This window comes from Diaphorobacter nitroreducens (assembly GCF_002214645.1).
Lineage (GTDB): Bacteria > Pseudomonadota > Gammaproteobacteria > Burkholderiales > Burkholderiaceae_C > Diaphorobacter > Diaphorobacter nitroreducens.
Genome location: NZ_CP016278.1, coordinates 3,967,755 through 3,982,357 on the forward strand (window position 1 = coordinate 3,967,755; position 14,603 = coordinate 3,982,357).

Here is a 14,603-nt window from a genome sequence, read left to right on the forward strand (position 1 = left end):
CCGGTGGCTGGCGCACCCCGCTGTAGGACGCCACCGATCAGATGAGCAGCCCGGACGCAGGGCTGCGAACGCGTCAGGTGAGCGTGTGCGGCAGCACGGCGCTGACCAGGGTGCCCTCGCCGGGCGTGGACGTGACCGTGAGCTTGCCGCCCGCCGCCTCGACACGGTGGCGCATGCCGAACAGACCATGCGCGTCGGGGGCGATGCTTGAGATGTCGAACCCGTCGCCGTCATCCCGCACCTGTACCGATACATGGTTGGGATAGCTGTGGACCGACACCAGCACCTTGCGCGCGTTGGCGTACTTGCTGATGTTGGTCAGCGACTCCTGCACCAGCCGGTAGACGGTGAGCTGCGCTGCGTCGGACAGCTTGGCGGACTCCAGGCTGGTGTCTATCTGCAGGTTGCTGCGCTGCGCGAAGTCGCGCGTGAGGATTTCCAGCGACGTGGTGAGCCCGAGATTGGAGAGCGACGAAGGGCGCAGGTCCTCGATGATGCGCCGCTTGAGCGCGATGCCGCTGTTGAGCGTCTCGGTGAGGTGCTGCACGCGCTCGGCGTTCTCGGGGGTGTGCAAATCGATGCGCGACTTCAGGCGCGCCACGTCCAGCTTGGCGGCCGTGAGCAAAGCACCCAGCTCGTCGTGCAGCTCGCGCGCCAGGTGTGCGCGCTCTTCCTCGCGCACTTGCTGCAGATGGCTGGCCAACTCGGAGAGCGCGGCAGTGCGTTCACGTACCAACTGCTCCAGTCGGTCGCGTTCGCGCGCCAACACCTCCTGCTCGCGCGCATGCGCAGCCTGCAAGGCGCTGGTCTGGCGCAGGTACAGGTAGAACGCCAGCAGCCCCACCACCGCCACGGCGGCGATGCCGATGCGCGAGAGCATCAGCGAATGCAGGATCTCCTGCGTGCTGTGTTCCGTTTGCTGGGCGCTGCGCGCCACCAGTCGCGCTGCGATCGCCCGGATGGCATCCATGTTCTCCTTGCCCACGTCGGTGGAGAGCACGAACTTCCAGGCGTCGTCGTTGTCCTGGCGGCGCAGCTTGAGGCTGAGGTCGAGTTCGGAAAGCTTGCGCGTGATCTGCTGCGACAGCTGGGAAAAGTCGTCCAGGTCCTGCGGTGCGTGCCGGTAGGTCTGGCGCAGCTCATCAAGGTTGGTATTGATGGTGGCGACCGCCTGCTCGTAGGGCTGCAGATAGCGCTCGTCGCCGGTGAGCAGGTAGCCGCGCAGCCCCGTCTCGGCGTTGAGCATGTTCTGCAGCAGCCGGTCGAGCGCGGCGCGTGTGGCGTGCGAGCGGGCCAGGTCGCCCACGGCCGCGTGCGAGCGCATGTACCCGGTTTCGTTGATGCCGACCAGCAGGGCCACAGCCAGCAATGCCAGCGGCAGACTGACGGCGATCTTGCGCAAACGGGACCAACTCATGCTTGGGCTTCTCCAAGGGGACTGGCAGGGCACGGTTGAAAATGCATATCATCGGCCTGCGCTGCCATGCTAGTGCAATGCAGAGCAGATGGGCAGATCTTCAGACCATACCTTACCGGGGAGCAAGGCGCTCTCCTCTTGAAAGAAGGCTCAATGATCAAGATTGGCATTGTGGATGACCATGCGATAGTCCGTGCCGGGCTGCGCCAATTTCTCTCGGAACATGTGGACCTGCGGGTCGTTGGCGAGGCAAGCAACGGCAGGGAAGCCATCGATCTGGTGCGCGTTCACGAGATCGACGTCCTGGTGATGGACCTGTCCATGCCCGGCCAGAGCGGCTTGGATGCGTTGGCCATGCTGCGCGCCAAGGCGCCTGACATGGGCATTCTTATCCTCAGCGGCTACCCCGAGGAGCACTATGCGATCAATCTGATCCGCCAGGGTGCGAGCGGCTATCTGAACAAGGAATGCGAGCCCAAGGAGATCGTCGAGGCCATCCGCACCATCGCCCTGGGGCGCCGCTACCTGACCCCGTCCGTAGCCGACCTGCTGGCCCAGCAGCTCAACCGCAAGGACGATGCGCCGCCCCACGAGCAGCTGTCGGAGCGCGAGTTCCAGGTGTTCCTCAAGCTGGCCAAGGGCGAGACGGCGGGTGACATCGCCAAGTCGCTGTCGCTGAGCGTGAAGACCGTGAGCACCTACCGCACGCGGCTCATGGAAAAGATGGGGCTGTCCTCCAACAGCGATCTGACGTACTACGCGCTCAAGAACAAGCTCATCGATTGAACGCAAAGCGCACGAAGCACAAGGGCCAGTCACTGACTGGCCCTTGTGCTTTGTGCAGAGGTTTGAGAGTAAGGATGGGCGCGTGTCAAAGTGCAGATGGGCTCGCGCAGCGCGTTCAATTGGTGGCCGCTGAACTGGCGGCTGCCCGCTGCGTGCTGTTGCTGTGTTCGATGCAATAGTCCACCAGCGCCTCGATCTCGTTGGATTTGTCAAACACGGCGTCCACCCCCAACTGCGCACAGCGCATGCGCACGTCGGGTGTCGCATAGTTGCTCAGCACCACCATCTTCTGCGCTGAAAGGCGGTTGCGGCAGGCGGCCAGCACGCCCAGCCCGCTGCCTTGGCGCAGGAACAGGTCCACGATGGCCAGGTCCCACTGGGAGGTGTGCGAGGTAAGCCACTCCTTGCCCTCGTCCTCCGTCTCGGCGATGCCGACGGCTTCCACCTCCGCCAGTTCTTCGAGCGTTCCGATCAGGTTTTCGCGGATGGTGGCGTTGTCTTCGACGATGTACGTGCGCAGTTTCACGGTGCTTCCTGTTCGGCCGGGAACGAAAAATAGGGCATCGGCGCTACTGTATGAAAACAGGCTGGCGGATTCTGCCAGCAGCCGGGTGCAGTGCCCGTAGGTGCATTCCTACCCGGCCGGCGCGTGCAGGGATCCGCACACGGGGCAATCCGGGTCGCGCTGGGTGCGCACTTCGGTCCACTGCATGTCGCGCCCGTCCAGCATCAGCAGCCGGCCAGCGAGCGAGCTTCCGACCCCCACAAGCAGCTTGAGCGCCTCGGCCGCCTGCATGGTGCCGATGATGCCGACCATGGGCGCGAACACGCCCATGGTGGCGCATTGCACCTCCTCAAAACGGGCGGTGGGAGAGAACAGGCAGGCATAGCAGGGCGTGTCATCCCGGCGGGGGTCGTACACGGAAATCTGCCCGTCGAAGCGGATGGCCGCGCCTGCCACCAGGGGCTTGCGTTGGCGTACGCACGCGGCGTTGATGGCCTGGCGCGTCTGGTAGTTGTCCGTGCAGTCGAGCACCACGTCTGCGGCGTTGACCAGCCCATCCAGCGCGGCTGCGTCCACACGCTGGCGCACGGTGCGCACTGAAACCAGGGGGTTGATGGCCTGCACGGCCTGGGCCGCGGAGTCGACCTTGGGCGTGCCGACGCGCGCCGTGGTATGGGCGATCTGGCGCTGCAGGTTCGTGAGGTCCACCACGTCGTCGTCCACCAGCGTCAGGGTCCCCACGCCTGCGGAGCCGAGAAACAGCGCGGCCGGCGAGCCCAGACCGCCGGCACCGATGACGAGTACGTGGGCTGCCAGGATGCGTTCCTGCCCCTCGATACCGATCTCGTCGAGCAGGATGTGGCGGGAATAGCGCAGCAGTTGATCGTCGTTCATGGGGTGGTGGGCGTGAAAAAGGCCGGGCTCCGCGGGAGTCCCGGCCTGGTTGCCAAGAAAGACAGCGTCAGTTGTCCTTCTTCTCTTCCTTGCGTTCCGTGAGGGTCTTGCTGGCCAGCACGGTGCGGCCCTTGAGCTGGTTGAGTGCCTGGCTGAGCTGGAAGTCCTTGTCCGAACCGTACTCGGGCAGCTTGCGCTCGGACACGGGCTTCTTGGCCTCTTCCTCGAGGCGCTTGCGGGCCTCCTCGCGCGCCTTCTCGCGGCCGGCGTCCTTCGCTTCCTCGCCCTGGCCGCTGGTCAGGTGTTTTTCCAGGTCGGCTTCGCGCATGCGCAGCGATGCGTAGATGTCACCCTCGGCGGTCTCGTCGAGCATGACGTCTGGCACGATCCCCTTGGCCTGGATCGATTTGCCCGACGGCGTGTAGTAGCGCGCCGTCGTGAGCTTGATGCCCGTGTCGGGGCCCAGCGGCCGCACGGTTTGCACCGAGCCCTTGCCGAAGGTCTGGCTGCCCATGATGGTGGCGCGCTTGTGGTCTTGCAGCGCCCCCGCGACGATCTCGCTGGCCGAAGCCGAGCCTTCGTTGACCAGCACCACCAGGGGCACGGTCTTGATGGCGGCGGGCAGGCGCTTGAGCGGGTCGCCGCTGCCGCGGCGCAGATAGAACTCGGGCGAGGCCTTGAAGGTGGCCTTGCTCTCGGCCAGCTGGCCGTTGGTGGAGACCACCGTCACGTTCTCCGGCAGGAAGGCAGCCGACACGGCCACGGCCGCATCCAGCAGGCCGCCGGGGTCGTTGCGCAGATCCAGCACCAGCCCCTTGAGGCGGGGATCCTGCTTGTAGACCTCTTCGACCTTGCGCACGAAGTCGTCCACCGTGCGCTCCTGGAACTGCGACAGGCGGATCCAGGCGTAGCCCGGCTCGATGATCTTGCCCTTGACCGATTGGGTCTTGATCTCCTCGCGCGTGATCGTGACAGGAAAGCTGCGGCTCTCGTCGCGGCGCAGGATGGTCAGCGTCACCTGCGTGTTCGGCTCGCCGCGCATGCGCTTGACCGCGTCGTTGAGGGACAGGCCCTTCACGGCCGTATCGTCGATTTTCGTGATGAGGTCGTTGGTCTTGAGCCCCGCGCGGTCGGCGGGGGAGCCCTCAATGGGCGAGACGATCTTGATCAGGCCGTCTTCCTGGGTGATCTCGATGCCCACGCCCACGAAGCGGCCAGTGGTGCCTTCGCGGAATTCCTTGAACGACTTCTTGTCGAAGTACTGCGAATGCGGATCGAGGCTGGCGACCATGCCACCGATGGCATCGGTGATGAGCTTGCGGTCATCGACCGGCTCTACATAGTCGGTCTTGATCAGGCCGAACACGGCCGAGAGCTGCTGAATCTCCTCCAGCGGCAGCGGGGTCATGGCGCCGCGTGCCACGGTCTGCAGCGAGACGGTCGTGAGCGCTCCGGCCACCACGCCCACCGATATCCATCCAGCAATTTTGAGTTTGTGGCCCATAGAACACCTCTACCGATTCAATATACACCTTGGAAGGGCTGCGGCCTGGGCAGTTCCTTCAGGATCTGCCTATTTTTCAAGCAAGACCGCGCTACGCTTTCCAGAAGCGGCGGCTCAGGCCTTGCCCTGCGCGGCCACGGCGGCGGCGGCCTTGGCGGCGGCCTCGGCGTCGCCCAGGTAGTAGTGGCGCAGGGGCTTGAGTTCCGCGTCCAGCTCGTACACCAGCGGAATGCCGTTGGGAATGTTCAGGCCCACGATGTCTTGGTCGGAGATGCCGTCCAGGTACTTGACCAGCGCGCGGATGGAGTTGCCGTGCGCTGCGATCAGCACACGCTTGCCCGAGCGGATCGTTGGCGCGATGGCTTCGTTCCAGTAGGGCAGCACGCGCGCCACCGTGTCCTTGAGGCACTCGGTCAGCGGCACCTGCTCGGGCGCCAGGCCCGCGTAGCGGATGTCGCCGCGCTCGCAGCGCGGGTCGGTGGGCTCCAGGGCCGGCGGCGGCGTGTCGTAGCTGCGGCGCCACACCAGCACTTGCGCGTCGCCGTACTGCTTGGCCATGTCGGCCTTGTTCAGGCCCTGCAGAGCGCCGTAGTGGCGCTCGTTCAGGCGCCAGCTGTGCTCCACGGGCAGCCAGGTGCGGTCCATCTCGTCCAGGCAGTGCCACAGCGTGCGCGTGGCGCGCTTGAGCACACTGGTGTAGGCCAGGTCAAACTCGTAGCCCTCGGCCTTGAGCAGGCGGCCGGCATTCTTGGCCTGCTCGATGCCCGTGGGGGTCAGATCCACATCGGTCCAGCCGGTGAAGCGGTTTTCCAGATTCCACGTGGATTCGCCGTGGCGGATCAGAACGAGTTTGTGCATGGTGTCCCTTGGGGCTTCAGGTCAAAAACCCGACATTCTAGAATTGCGCGGTTTGCATACCCCAAGGAACCCCGTGAATTTCGTTCTCGACAATTGGTATTTGATCTTCCTCGCGCTGGCCTCGGGCGTCATGCTGTTGCTGCCGGCCCTCAAGGGGGCCGGGGCCGGTACCCTGGGCACGGCGCAGGCCGTACAGCTCATCAACCGTGAGAAGGCGGTGGTGATCGACGTGTGCGAGCCTGAGGAGTTCGCCGCGGGCCACGTGGGTGGCGCCAAGAACATCCCGCTGGGGCAGTTGCAGGAGCGCCTGCCGCAGGTGGCCAAGAACAAGGCCGTGCCCATCATCCTCGTCTGTGCCAAGGGCGCCCGCGCCTCGCGGGCTGCAGGCATCGCCAAGGGCCTGGGCTACGAGAAGGCGCAGGCGCTGGCCGGCGGCCTGGCCGCTTGGCGCGAGGCCAACCTGCCGGTTGAAAAGGCCTGAGACGCCCGCATCTACCAGCATTGTTCGTTACGCAGAAAGGTCGCCGTCCCATGCAAGCCGTGAAGATGTACACCACCGCCGTGTGCCCCTATTGCATCCGCGCCAAGCAATTGCTGAAGCTGAAGGGTGTGGAGCAGATCGAGGAAATCCGGGTGGACACCGACCCCGCCGCGCGCCAGCACATGATGGAGATCACCGGCCGGCGCACCGTCCCGCAGATCTTCATTGGTGACACCCACGTCGGCGGACATGACGACCTCGTGGCCTTGGACAGCCGTGGCGGCCTGGTGCCGCTGCTGGGCGCCTGAGCCTTTGCCGCCATTGGCGCGTTGCATAATGCGCCCCATGTTGCCCGCTGCGGGAGCCTCTCCCGGGCGGGCTTTGTTTTGACCGAAAGACCGAGACCACCATGGCCGAAGAAACCCCCGTGTTCCAGATTCAGCGCGTGTACCTGAAGGACCTGTCGCTGGAGCAGCCCAATTCGCCCGCGATCCTGCTGGAGCAGGAGCAGCCCAGCGTGGACATCCAGCTGGGGGTCGAGGCCACACCCGTGGTCGAAGGCATCTTCGAGGTGGCCGTGACCGCCACCGTGCAGACCAAGATCAAGGACAAGACCGTGTTCCTGGTGGAGGCCAAGCAGGCCGGCATCTTCGAGATCCGCAACGTGCCCGAGGACCAGATGGGCGCCATCATCGGCATTGCCTGCCCCCAGATCATCTACCCCTACCTGCGCGGCAACGTGGCCGACACCGTGACGCGTGCGGGCTTTCCGCCCGTGCACCTGGCCGAGATCAACTTCCAGGCCATGTACGAGCAGCAACAGGCCGCAGCCGCCGAGGCTGCCACCAGCACGGCCCAGTAAACGGCTTCTTGGTCGTAACGGGTGTTAGAGCCATTTAAGGCTCTAGCGCTCGCCTGACAAGCGCGAGTAGCTATGAAAATAGTAGTCCTTGGCGCAGGCGCCTGGGGCACTGCCCTGGCCATGAGCGCGGCTGCGCACGCAGCCTGCCATGAGGTGACGCTGTGGGCCCGTGACGCACAGCAGGCGCAGGCCATGCAGGCGAAGCGGCAGAACCAGCGCTACCTGCCCGGCCTTGCGTTCCCGCCCGGCCTGCACGTGGCGTCGGGTGACATGGCTGCGCTGGCCGCGGACGCCGACCTCGTCGTCGTCGGCACGCCCATGGCGGCGCTGCGCGGCATGCTGGAACGGCTGGACGGCTGCGCGGCGCCCATCGCGTGGCTGTGCAAGGGCTTCGAGGCCGGCACGGGGCTGATGGCGCATGAAGTGTGCGCGCAGGTCGCACCGCGGCTGCACAGTGGTGTGTTCAGCGGCCCCAGCTTCGCCCAGGAGGTCGCCACCGCCCAGCCCACGGCCATGGTGGCCGCCAGCCCCCGCGCCACGGTGCGCGATGCGCTGGTGCAGGCCTTCCACGGGCCCGCGTTGCGCGTGTACGCCAGCGAGGACATCGTAGGCGTGGAAGTCGGCGGTGCGGTCAAGAACGTATTGGCGATTGCCACCGGCCTGTGTGACGGGCTGCAACTGGGGATGAATGCGCGTGCGGCATTGATTACCCGCGGCCTGGCGGAAATGACCCGCTTAGGCCTTGCCCTGGGCGCGCGGCCCGAGACCTTCATGGGCCTGTCGGGCCTGGGGGATCTGGTGTTGACTGCTACGGGCGACCTGTCGCGCAACCGCCGTGTGGGGTTGTTGCTGGCCGAGGGGCGGACCTTGGCACAGGCGGTGGAGTCGCTGGGCCATGTGGCTGAGGGGGTGTACAGCGCCCGCACCGTGGTACAGCGCGCGCGCGCGGTGGGCGTTGAGATGCCCATTGCGGAGTGCGTCGTGGCGCTGCTCGACGGTGAACTGCGCGCTGCCGAGGCGGTGGCCCGGCTCATGGAGCGCGAGCCTACCGTCGAGCGCCATTGATGCGTACACATCTCCCGTGAACAGCAAAAAGCGGCCCGCAGGCCGCTTTTTGTCGTGCGCGGTTCAGGGTGCTTGGGTCACACGACACCGAACAGCATCAGCAGCAAAACGATACTCAGCGGGACACCCAGAAGCCAAAGAATGATCGGCATGTACGCCTCCTATAGGGATGGTTGAAACATGCCTTCACCTTAGCGATGGGCCAGACGCCCCGATGTCCGTCCAGGCTGCCACGCCGCGTAGGTCATCGCGGTCCTGTGCTTGTGCGAGTGCGCCTACGCCTACGCACGGACTGCCGCCGCGCGCGGTCTCAGAATTCCAGGTTGTCGATCAGCCGCGTGCTGCCCAGGCGTGCCGCGCCCAGCGCCACCAGCGTACCGGCGGCTGCGCCTGCAGCGGGGGGCTGAAGATTGTGGCGCTGGCGCACAGTGAGGTAGTCGGGCGCCCAACCTTGCTGCGCCAGGGTCTGCAGAGCCTGTTGTTCCAGGGCGGCCAGCGGGGGGGCGCCGGGTGCCTGCGCCGCCTGGGCCAGCGCGCGCAGCGCCGCGGACAGTTGCACGGCCTGGCCGCGCTCGGCGGTGCTCAGGTAGCCGTTGCGTGAGCTGAGGGCCAACCCATCGTCGGCGCGGGCCGTCTCGCCTGCCACCACCTCTACGGGCAGCGCGAACTGCTGCACCATGCGGCGGATCACCATGAGCTGCTGGTAGTCCTTCTTGCCGAACACGGCCGTGCCGCCGCCGCTGGCGAAGAACACTGCGGAAAACAGCTTCATGACCACGGTGCACACGCCCGTGAAGAAGCCTGGGCGGAAATGCCCTTCCAGGATGTCGGCCAGTTGCGGGTCGGGCTGCAGCTTGAAGGTCTGGGGCTCGGGGTAGAGATCGCTCTCGCGCGGCGCGAAGACGATGTCGCAGCCCGCGGCCTCCAGCTTGGCGCAATCGGCCTCCCAGGTGCGGGGGTAGCTGTCGAAGTCCTCGTGCGGGAGGAATTGCAGGCGGTTCACAAAGATGCTGGCGACCAGCACGTCGCCCAGCGGCCGGGCCTGGCGCACCAGGGCGATGTGGCCGTCGTGCAGATTGCCCATGGTGGGCACGAAGGCGGGGCGGCCCTTGCCGGGGCGGCCTGTGCCGGGATGCGCGGCGATGGCGGCGCGCAGTTCGGGAATGGTGCGGACGGTGATCATGGGTGAAGGTGTTTGGTCAGTTCCAGGCGTGCAGTGCGTCGTCGGGAAAGCGCCCTTGCTTGACGGCCTGCACATAGGCCTCGATGGCGCCGCGCACGCTGCCCGCGTCCCGCATGAAGTCGTGCACGAACTTCGGGTTCTTGCCCAGGTTGATGCCCAGCATGTCGTGCATCACCAGCACCTGCCCGGCCGTGCCGCTGCCCGCGCCGATGCCGATGGTGTGGCAGCGTGGCAGGGCCTGCGTGAGGTCGCGTGCCAGGGGAGTCGGCACCATCTCCAGCACCAGCATGGCGGCGCCGGCGTCCTGCAGCTCCAGTGCCTGGCGGCGCAGCTGCTGGGCGGCCTGGTCGCCCTTGCCCTGCACACGGTAGCCGCCCAGGGCGTGCACCGTCTGAGGGGTGAGGCCCAGGTGGGCGCACACTGGCACGCCGCGCTCCACAAGGAACTGCACCGTGGGCGCGGTCCAGCCGCCGCCTTCGAGCTTGACCATGTGGGCGCCCGCCTGCATGAGCTGGCAGGCACTGCGCAGCGCTTGCTCGCGGCTCTCGGCATAGCTGCCGTAGGGCAGGTCGGCGATCAGCCAGGCCGTGCCCTGTACGCGGTGCAGGCCGCGTGCCACGCTGGCCGTGTGGTAGGCCATGTGCTCCAGCGTCACGCCCACGGTGCTGGGCAGGCCCTGGCAGACCATGCCCAGCGAATCGCCCACCAGGATGCACTCCACGCCCGCGGCGTCGGCCACGGCTGCGAAGGTGGCGTCGTAAGCGGTGAGCATGGTGATCTTCTCGCCCGCCTCGCGCATCTGCGCCAGGCGGGGCAGGCTCACGGGGCGCCTCTGGGGCAGCGGCGACGCGGGCGGCAGCGTGCCATAGGGCGTGCCGGCGGTGGGGGAGTCGGTCATGGCGCTTGGGATCCGTCGGGTTGCAAAAGTGCGGCGAGTCTATGCGATGCGGCTATGCTCGCCCCATGACGACGAGAGACTTGTTTGGCGCCGACGCACTCGCGGCGCTGGCCCGTGCCGATGTGGACCGCGCCCTGCTAGAAGACGTGGGCAGCGGCGACCTGACGGCCGGCCTGATCGACCCCGCGCGCCGCGTGCGTGCGCGCATCCTGGCGCGTGAAGCCGCCGTGATCTGCGGCGCTCCTTGGGTCGAGGCTGCGCTGCGTGCGCTGGACCCCGGTGTGACGCTGACCTGGCATGTGGCCGAGGGCGCGCGCTGCGCTACCGACCAGGTGGTATTGGAGATTGAAGGCCAGGCGCGCGCGCTGCTGAGCGCCGAGCGCACGGCGCTCAACTTCCTGCAGCTGCTGTCGGCCGTAGCCACCAAGACGCGCACCTATGTGGATGCCGTGGCCGGCACCCGCGCCCACATCGTGGATACGCGCAAGACGCTGCCGGGCCTGCGCCTGGCGCAGAAGTACGCCGTGCGCAAGGGCGGTGGCACCAACCATCGCATCGGCCTGCACGATGCCGTGCTCATCAAGGAAAACCACATCGCTGCCGCGGGCGGCGTGACGGCGGTGCTGCGGGCCGCCCAGGCGGTGGCTGCGCAGGCTGCATTCATCGAGATCGAGGTGGAAACGCTGGCGCAGCTGCAGGAGGCGCTCGATGCGGGCGCGACGATGGTGCTGCTGGACAACATGCCGCTGGCACAGCTGCGCGAGGCCGTGCGCATCAACGCGGCGCATGCGGGCGGGGGCGCCATCCTGGAGATCTCGGGCGGCGTCACGCTGGAAGGCCTGCGTGCGCTGGCCGAGACGGGCGTGGACCGCATCTCCATCGGCACGCTGACCAAGGATGTGAAGGCCACGGATTTCTCCATGCGCCTGCAGGAATTGGCCTGACACGGCGTAGCGTCTTCCAAGGCGCGACAATCGTTTCCCCCTCGTGAAGCCGTCGCGCCCCGGCGGCGAGAGCATTGCCATGAATACGACCGCCATCAAGGACGTCGAGTACGAACAGCCCCTCGCGGGCGCGGACGGCGCCACCTGCTCCACCAAGCACGCCTGGGCGCGTGTGCCGCCCGAGTTATCGCCCGCCGAGCGTGCGGCGCTCAAGGACAGGATCCGCCGCCTGCTGAAAGAGAAGAACGCGGTGATGGTGTCGCACTACTACGTGCACCCGGACCTGCAGGACCTGGCCGAGGAAACCGGCGGCATCGTCAGCGATTCGCTGGAGATGGCGCGCTTCGGCCGCGACCACGCGGCGCAGACACTGGTGGTGAGCGGCGTGCGCTTCATGGGCGAGACGGCCAAGATCCTCAGCCCCGAGAAGACCGTGCTCATGCCCGACCTGGACGCGACCTGCTCGCTGGACCTGGGCTGCCCCATCGACGAGTTCAGTGCTTTCTGCGACCAGCACCCCGACCGCACGGTGGTGGTCTACGCCAACACCAGCGCCGCCGTGAAGGCGCGTGCCGACTGGCTGGTCACGTCCAGCTGCGCGCTGGACATCGTGCGTGCGCTCAAGGATGCGGGCCACCGAATCCTGTGGGCCCCCGACCGCCACCTGGGCGCCTACATCGAGCGCGAAACGGGCGCCGACATGGTGTTCTGGAACGGTGCATGCATCGTGCACGACGAGTTCAAGGCGCTGGAGCTGGAGTTGCTCAAGAAGGAACACCCGCAAGCCAAGGTGCTCGTGCACCCCGAGAGCCCGCCCGAGGTCGTGGCCCTGGCCGACGCCGTGGGTTCGACGTCCGCCATCCTCCAGGCTGCGCGTGAAATGGACGCGCGCGAGTTCATCGTCGCCACCGACAACGGCATGATGCACAAGCTGCGCAGGCTCAACCCCGGCAAGACCTTCCACGAGGCCCCCACCGCCGGCAACAGCGCCACCTGCAAGAGCTGCGCGCATTGCCCCTGGATGGCCATGAACGGGCTGGCCGACGTGGCGCGCGTGCTGGAGACCGGCGCCAACGCCATCCATGTGGACCCCGCGCTGATCCCGCGCGCGCGCCAACCTATCGACCGCATGCTGGCCTTCACCGCGGCGCTCAAGAGCGGGCAGCCCGCGGGTGCGCTGGTGCCGCATTTCGGGGCGGCCTGACGGGGTGTTTGATTGCTATAAATTGAGTAGCTGTTTGCGCTTGATGGATAAGCGCTACGGCCTGTTTTCATGGGCACCACATCGCTGATCGATTTTGCCGATCCGCGCGACACCGCCGTGCCGCGCCTGCGCCACGCCTTCGCGTCGCCGCGCCAGGTGCTGGTGGCTGCACGTCTGCAAGAAGTGACGGGTGTGTTGCATGCGGTGGAAGCCGCGGCGCGCGCCGGCCACTGGTGCGTGGGCTGGGTGCGCTACGAGGCCGCGCCCGCGTTCGACCCGGCATTGGCGGTGCATGCCGAGGCGCAAGGGGAGGGCGCGCCCGCGCTCGCCTGGTTCGCGGTGTACGACGCCCCCGCGCCCTGGCCCGCGCACGAGGCCGCGGGAACGGCGACCATCGACTGGACGCAGGCGCTGCCACGCGCCGCATTCGATGCAGCGCTGACGCAGATCCAGCAGGGCATCGCGGCGGGGCGCTACTACCAGGTCAACTACACCGCACCGCTCATGGGCACGTGGCAAGGCGACGCACAGGCACTGTTCGCGGCGTTGCGCCGCGCGCAGCCCGGCGGTTACGCGGCGCACCTTGACGACGGCGTCGGCACGCAGGTGCTGTCGGTGTCGCCCGAGCTGTTCTTCGATTGGCGCTCCGGGCCCACGGGCGCGGGTGGCATCCTCACCCGTCCCATGAAGGGCACGGCCGCGCGCGGCGCCACGCCCGAGGCCGATGCGGCGAAGGCCGCAGCGCTGCGCGGCAGCCCCAAGGAACGCGCCGAGAACGTGATGATCGTGGATCTGCTGCGCAACGACCTCTCGCGCATCGCCGCGCCGCACAGCGTGCGCGTGCCGGCGCTGTTCCACACCGAGCAGTTGCCCACCGTCTGGCAGATGACCTCCGACGTGGTGGCGCGCACGCGCACCGGCACGCGGCTGGCCGACGTGTTCGGCGCACTGTTTCCCTGCGGTTCGGTCACGGGTGCGCCCAAGGTGGAGGCCATGCGCGCGATTACCGCGCTGGAGACCGGCCCGCGCGGCGTGTACTGCGGCGCGGTGGGCGTGGTGCGGCCCGATCCGGCGGCGGGCGCGGGCGCCATCGCCGCCACCTTCAACGTCCCTATCCGTACCGTGGAGCTGCGGGGCGGCCACGCGCGCTGCGGCATCGGCAGCGGCATCGTCTGGGGCGCCGACCCGGCGGCCGAGTGGGGCGAGTGGGCGGCCAAGCGCGCCTTCGTGGATCGCGCCAGCGCGCCGTTCGACCTGTTGGAAACGCTGGGGCTGCATGCCGGCGTGCTGCGCCACCGCGCGGAGCACCTGGCGCGCATGCAGGCCGCCGCCGTGCACTTTGGCTATCCCTGGAATGCCGCGCGCGTGCAGGCCTGCCTGGATGCACTGGCCGCTTCCCATGCGCAGGGCGACTGGCGCGTGCGCCTGCTGCTGAACGCACACGGCGTGCCGCGCGCCGAAGCCTTCGCGTTGGCCGCGACGCCCATGCCCGTGCGGCTGGCACTGGCTGATCGCCCCTTCACCGAGGCGCACAGCGAATTCACGCGGCACAAGACCACGCGCCGCGCGCACTACGCCGCTTTCGCACCGGCGGCGGGCGGCGGTGGGTTCGACACCGTGCTCTACAACGCGGCGGGTGAGATCACCGAGGGCACCTTCGGCAACCTGGCGTTGCTGCTGGACGGTCGCTGGGTCACGCCGCCGCTGGCCTGTGGCCTGCTGCCCGGTGTGGGCCGCGCCGTCGCCCTGCGTGAGGGACGCATGGTGGAAGCCGTGGTGCGCTTGCAGGATCTGCCGCGCGTGCAGGGCTGGGCCTTCATCAACAGCCTGCGCGGGTGGCTGGACGCGACGTTGGACGGGGCGCCTTAAGCGGGGCCCCCCTGCTAAGGCGGTGGTTCCGCACCCGCGCATATCGGCGTTTACGGCAAAACCCGCTGAACCCGCTGAACCTGCTGAACCCGCCGGATTTCCCACTTGGTGCAGGATTGCGCGAAGTTGTTTG

Annotated in this window: 15 protein-coding genes; 8 read left to right on the plus strand and 7 right to left on the minus strand. The window is 67.5% G+C overall.

Annotated features, from left to right (window positions below):
* Positions 1-73: 73 nt before the first annotated feature.
* Complete coding sequence (locus tag BA022_RS18555; RefSeq protein ID WP_015914144.1) at positions 74-1,417, minus strand: sensor histidine kinase; 1,344 nt, start codon at positions 1,415-1,417, stop codon at positions 74-76.
* 153 nt (positions 1,418-1,570) lie between these two features.
* Between BA022_RS18555 and BA022_RS18560 the strand changes: the two genes are divergently transcribed.
* The gene (locus tag BA022_RS18560) at positions 1,571-2,203 is read left to right on the plus strand and encodes a response regulator (protein ID WP_015914143.1); all 633 of its coding nucleotides are present in this window, start codon (positions 1,571-1,573) and stop codon (positions 2,201-2,203) included.
* Positions 2,204-2,318: 115 nt separating this feature from the next.
* On the opposite strand, the gene BA022_RS18565 is transcribed toward BA022_RS18560, so the two are convergent.
* The 4 genes from BA022_RS18565 to gpmA all read right to left on the minus strand — a co-directional run bounded on the left by BA022_RS18565 (position 2,319) and on the right by gpmA (position 5,964).
* Entirely contained in the window at positions 2,319-2,729 is a 411-nt protein-coding gene (locus tag BA022_RS18565) for a response regulator (protein WP_015914142.1), read from the minus strand.
* A 108-nt stretch (positions 2,730-2,837) separates the two neighbouring features.
* Positions 2,838-3,602 (minus strand): HesA/MoeB/ThiF family protein, encoded by a 765-nt coding sequence (locus tag BA022_RS18570; RefSeq protein WP_088888425.1) that lies wholly within the window; start codon positions 3,600-3,602, stop codon positions 2,838-2,840.
* Positions 3,603-3,669: 67 nt separating this feature from the next.
* Complete coding sequence (locus BA022_RS18575) at positions 3,670-5,106, minus strand: S41 family peptidase (RefSeq protein WP_015914140.1); 1,437 nt, start codon at positions 5,104-5,106, stop codon at positions 3,670-3,672.
* 114 nt (positions 5,107-5,220) lie between these two features.
* Positions 5,221-5,964, minus strand: coding sequence for a 2,3-diphosphoglycerate-dependent phosphoglycerate mutase (gene gpmA / locus BA022_RS18580; protein ID WP_088888426.1), 744 nt, complete (start codon positions 5,962-5,964; stop codon positions 5,221-5,223).
* Positions 5,965-6,037: 73 nt separating this feature from the next.
* Here gpmA and BA022_RS18585 point away from each other — a divergent pair, with 73 nt between their 5' ends.
* The 4 genes from BA022_RS18585 to BA022_RS18600 all read left to right on the plus strand — a co-directional run bounded on the left by BA022_RS18585 (position 6,038) and on the right by BA022_RS18600 (position 8,372).
* On the plus strand, positions 6,038-6,445 hold the full coding sequence (locus BA022_RS18585; RefSeq protein ID WP_047349768.1) for a rhodanese-like domain-containing protein: 408 nt from the start codon (positions 6,038-6,040) through the stop codon (positions 6,443-6,445).
* A 50-nt stretch (positions 6,446-6,495) separates the two neighbouring features.
* A complete protein-coding gene (grxC, locus tag BA022_RS18590) occupies positions 6,496-6,753 on the plus strand; it encodes a glutaredoxin 3 (RefSeq protein WP_011806601.1) in 258 nt (85 codons plus the stop codon).
* A gap of 101 nt (positions 6,754-6,854) precedes the next feature.
* Positions 6,855-7,307 (plus strand): protein-export chaperone SecB, encoded by a 453-nt coding sequence (gene secB, locus BA022_RS18595; RefSeq protein ID WP_011806600.1) that lies wholly within the window; start codon positions 6,855-6,857, stop codon positions 7,305-7,307.
* Between the two features lie 72 nt (positions 7,308-7,379).
* Entirely contained in the window at positions 7,380-8,372 is a 993-nt protein-coding gene (locus BA022_RS18600; RefSeq protein WP_088888427.1) for an NAD(P)H-dependent glycerol-3-phosphate dehydrogenase, read from the plus strand.
* 310 nt (positions 8,373-8,682) lie between these two features.
* On the opposite strand, the gene panC is transcribed toward BA022_RS18600, so the two are convergent.
* Together panC and panB are read right to left on the minus strand one after the other, a co-directional pair.
* Positions 8,683-9,555 carry a pantoate--beta-alanine ligase gene (gene panC, locus BA022_RS18605; protein WP_088888428.1) on the minus strand — a complete coding sequence of 291 codons (873 nt, stop codon included), beginning with the start codon at positions 9,553-9,555 and terminating at the stop codon, positions 8,683-8,685.
* A 16-nt stretch (positions 9,556-9,571) separates the two neighbouring features.
* Positions 9,572-10,453 carry a 3-methyl-2-oxobutanoate hydroxymethyltransferase gene (gene panB / locus BA022_RS18610; RefSeq protein ID WP_011806597.1) on the minus strand — a complete coding sequence of 294 codons (882 nt, stop codon included), beginning with the start codon at positions 10,451-10,453 and terminating at the stop codon, positions 9,572-9,574.
* 65 nt (positions 10,454-10,518) lie between these two features.
* Here panB and nadC point away from each other — a divergent pair, with 65 nt between their 5' ends.
* From nadC to BA022_RS18625, 3 genes are all read left to right on the plus strand, one after another.
* Positions 10,519-11,397: a carboxylating nicotinate-nucleotide diphosphorylase gene (nadC, locus tag BA022_RS18615; protein WP_088888429.1), complete on the plus strand. Its 879-nt coding sequence runs from the start codon at positions 10,519-10,521 to the stop codon at positions 11,395-11,397.
* A 79-nt stretch (positions 11,398-11,476) separates the two neighbouring features.
* Positions 11,477-12,601, plus strand: a complete 1,125-nt coding sequence (gene nadA, locus BA022_RS18620; RefSeq protein WP_088888670.1) for a quinolinate synthase NadA — start codon at positions 11,477-11,479, stop codon at positions 12,599-12,601.
* 69 nt (positions 12,602-12,670) lie between these two features.
* Positions 12,671-14,470 (plus strand): chorismate-binding protein, encoded by a 1,800-nt coding sequence (locus BA022_RS18625; RefSeq protein ID WP_088888430.1) that lies wholly within the window; start codon positions 12,671-12,673, stop codon positions 14,468-14,470.
* Positions 14,471-14,603 lie beyond the last annotated feature (133 nt).

Bases quoted from the DNA above. Each gene is read 5' to 3' on its own strand.
- BA022_RS18555 (WP_015914144.1), bottom strand. From the start codon at position 1,417: ATGAGTTGGTCCCGTTTGCGCAAGATCGCCGTCAGTCTGCCGCTGGCA.
- BA022_RS18560 (WP_015914143.1), top strand. From the start codon at position 1,571: ATGATCAAGATTGGCATTGTGGATGACCATGCGATAGTCCGTGCCGGG.
- BA022_RS18570 (WP_088888425.1), bottom strand. From the start codon at position 3,602: ATGAACGACGATCAACTGCTGCGCTATTCCCGCCACATCCTGCTCGAC.
- BA022_RS18575 (WP_015914140.1), bottom strand. From the start codon at position 5,106: ATGGGCCACAAACTCAAAATTGCTGGATGGATATCGGTGGGCGTGGTG.
- gpmA (WP_088888426.1), bottom strand. From the start codon at position 5,964: ATGCACAAACTCGTTCTGATCCGCCACGGCGAATCCACGTGGAATCTG.
- grxC (WP_011806601.1), top strand. From the start codon at position 6,496: ATGCAAGCCGTGAAGATGTACACCACCGCCGTGTGCCCCTATTGCATC.
- secB (WP_011806600.1), top strand. From the start codon at position 6,855: ATGGCCGAAGAAACCCCCGTGTTCCAGATTCAGCGCGTGTACCTGAAG.
- BA022_RS18600 (WP_088888427.1), top strand. From the start codon at position 7,380: ATGAAAATAGTAGTCCTTGGCGCAGGCGCCTGGGGCACTGCCCTGGCC.
- panC (WP_088888428.1), bottom strand. From the start codon at position 9,555: ATGATCACCGTCCGCACCATTCCCGAACTGCGCGCCGCCATCGCCGCG.
- panB (WP_011806597.1), bottom strand. From the start codon at position 10,453: ATGACCGACTCCCCCACCGCCGGCACGCCCTATGGCACGCTGCCGCCC.
- nadC (WP_088888429.1), top strand. From the start codon at position 10,519: ATGACGACGAGAGACTTGTTTGGCGCCGACGCACTCGCGGCGCTGGCC.
- nadA (WP_088888670.1), top strand. From the start codon at position 11,477: ATGAATACGACCGCCATCAAGGACGTCGAGTACGAACAGCCCCTCGCG.
- BA022_RS18625 (WP_088888430.1), top strand. From the start codon at position 12,671: ATGGGCACCACATCGCTGATCGATTTTGCCGATCCGCGCGACACCGCC.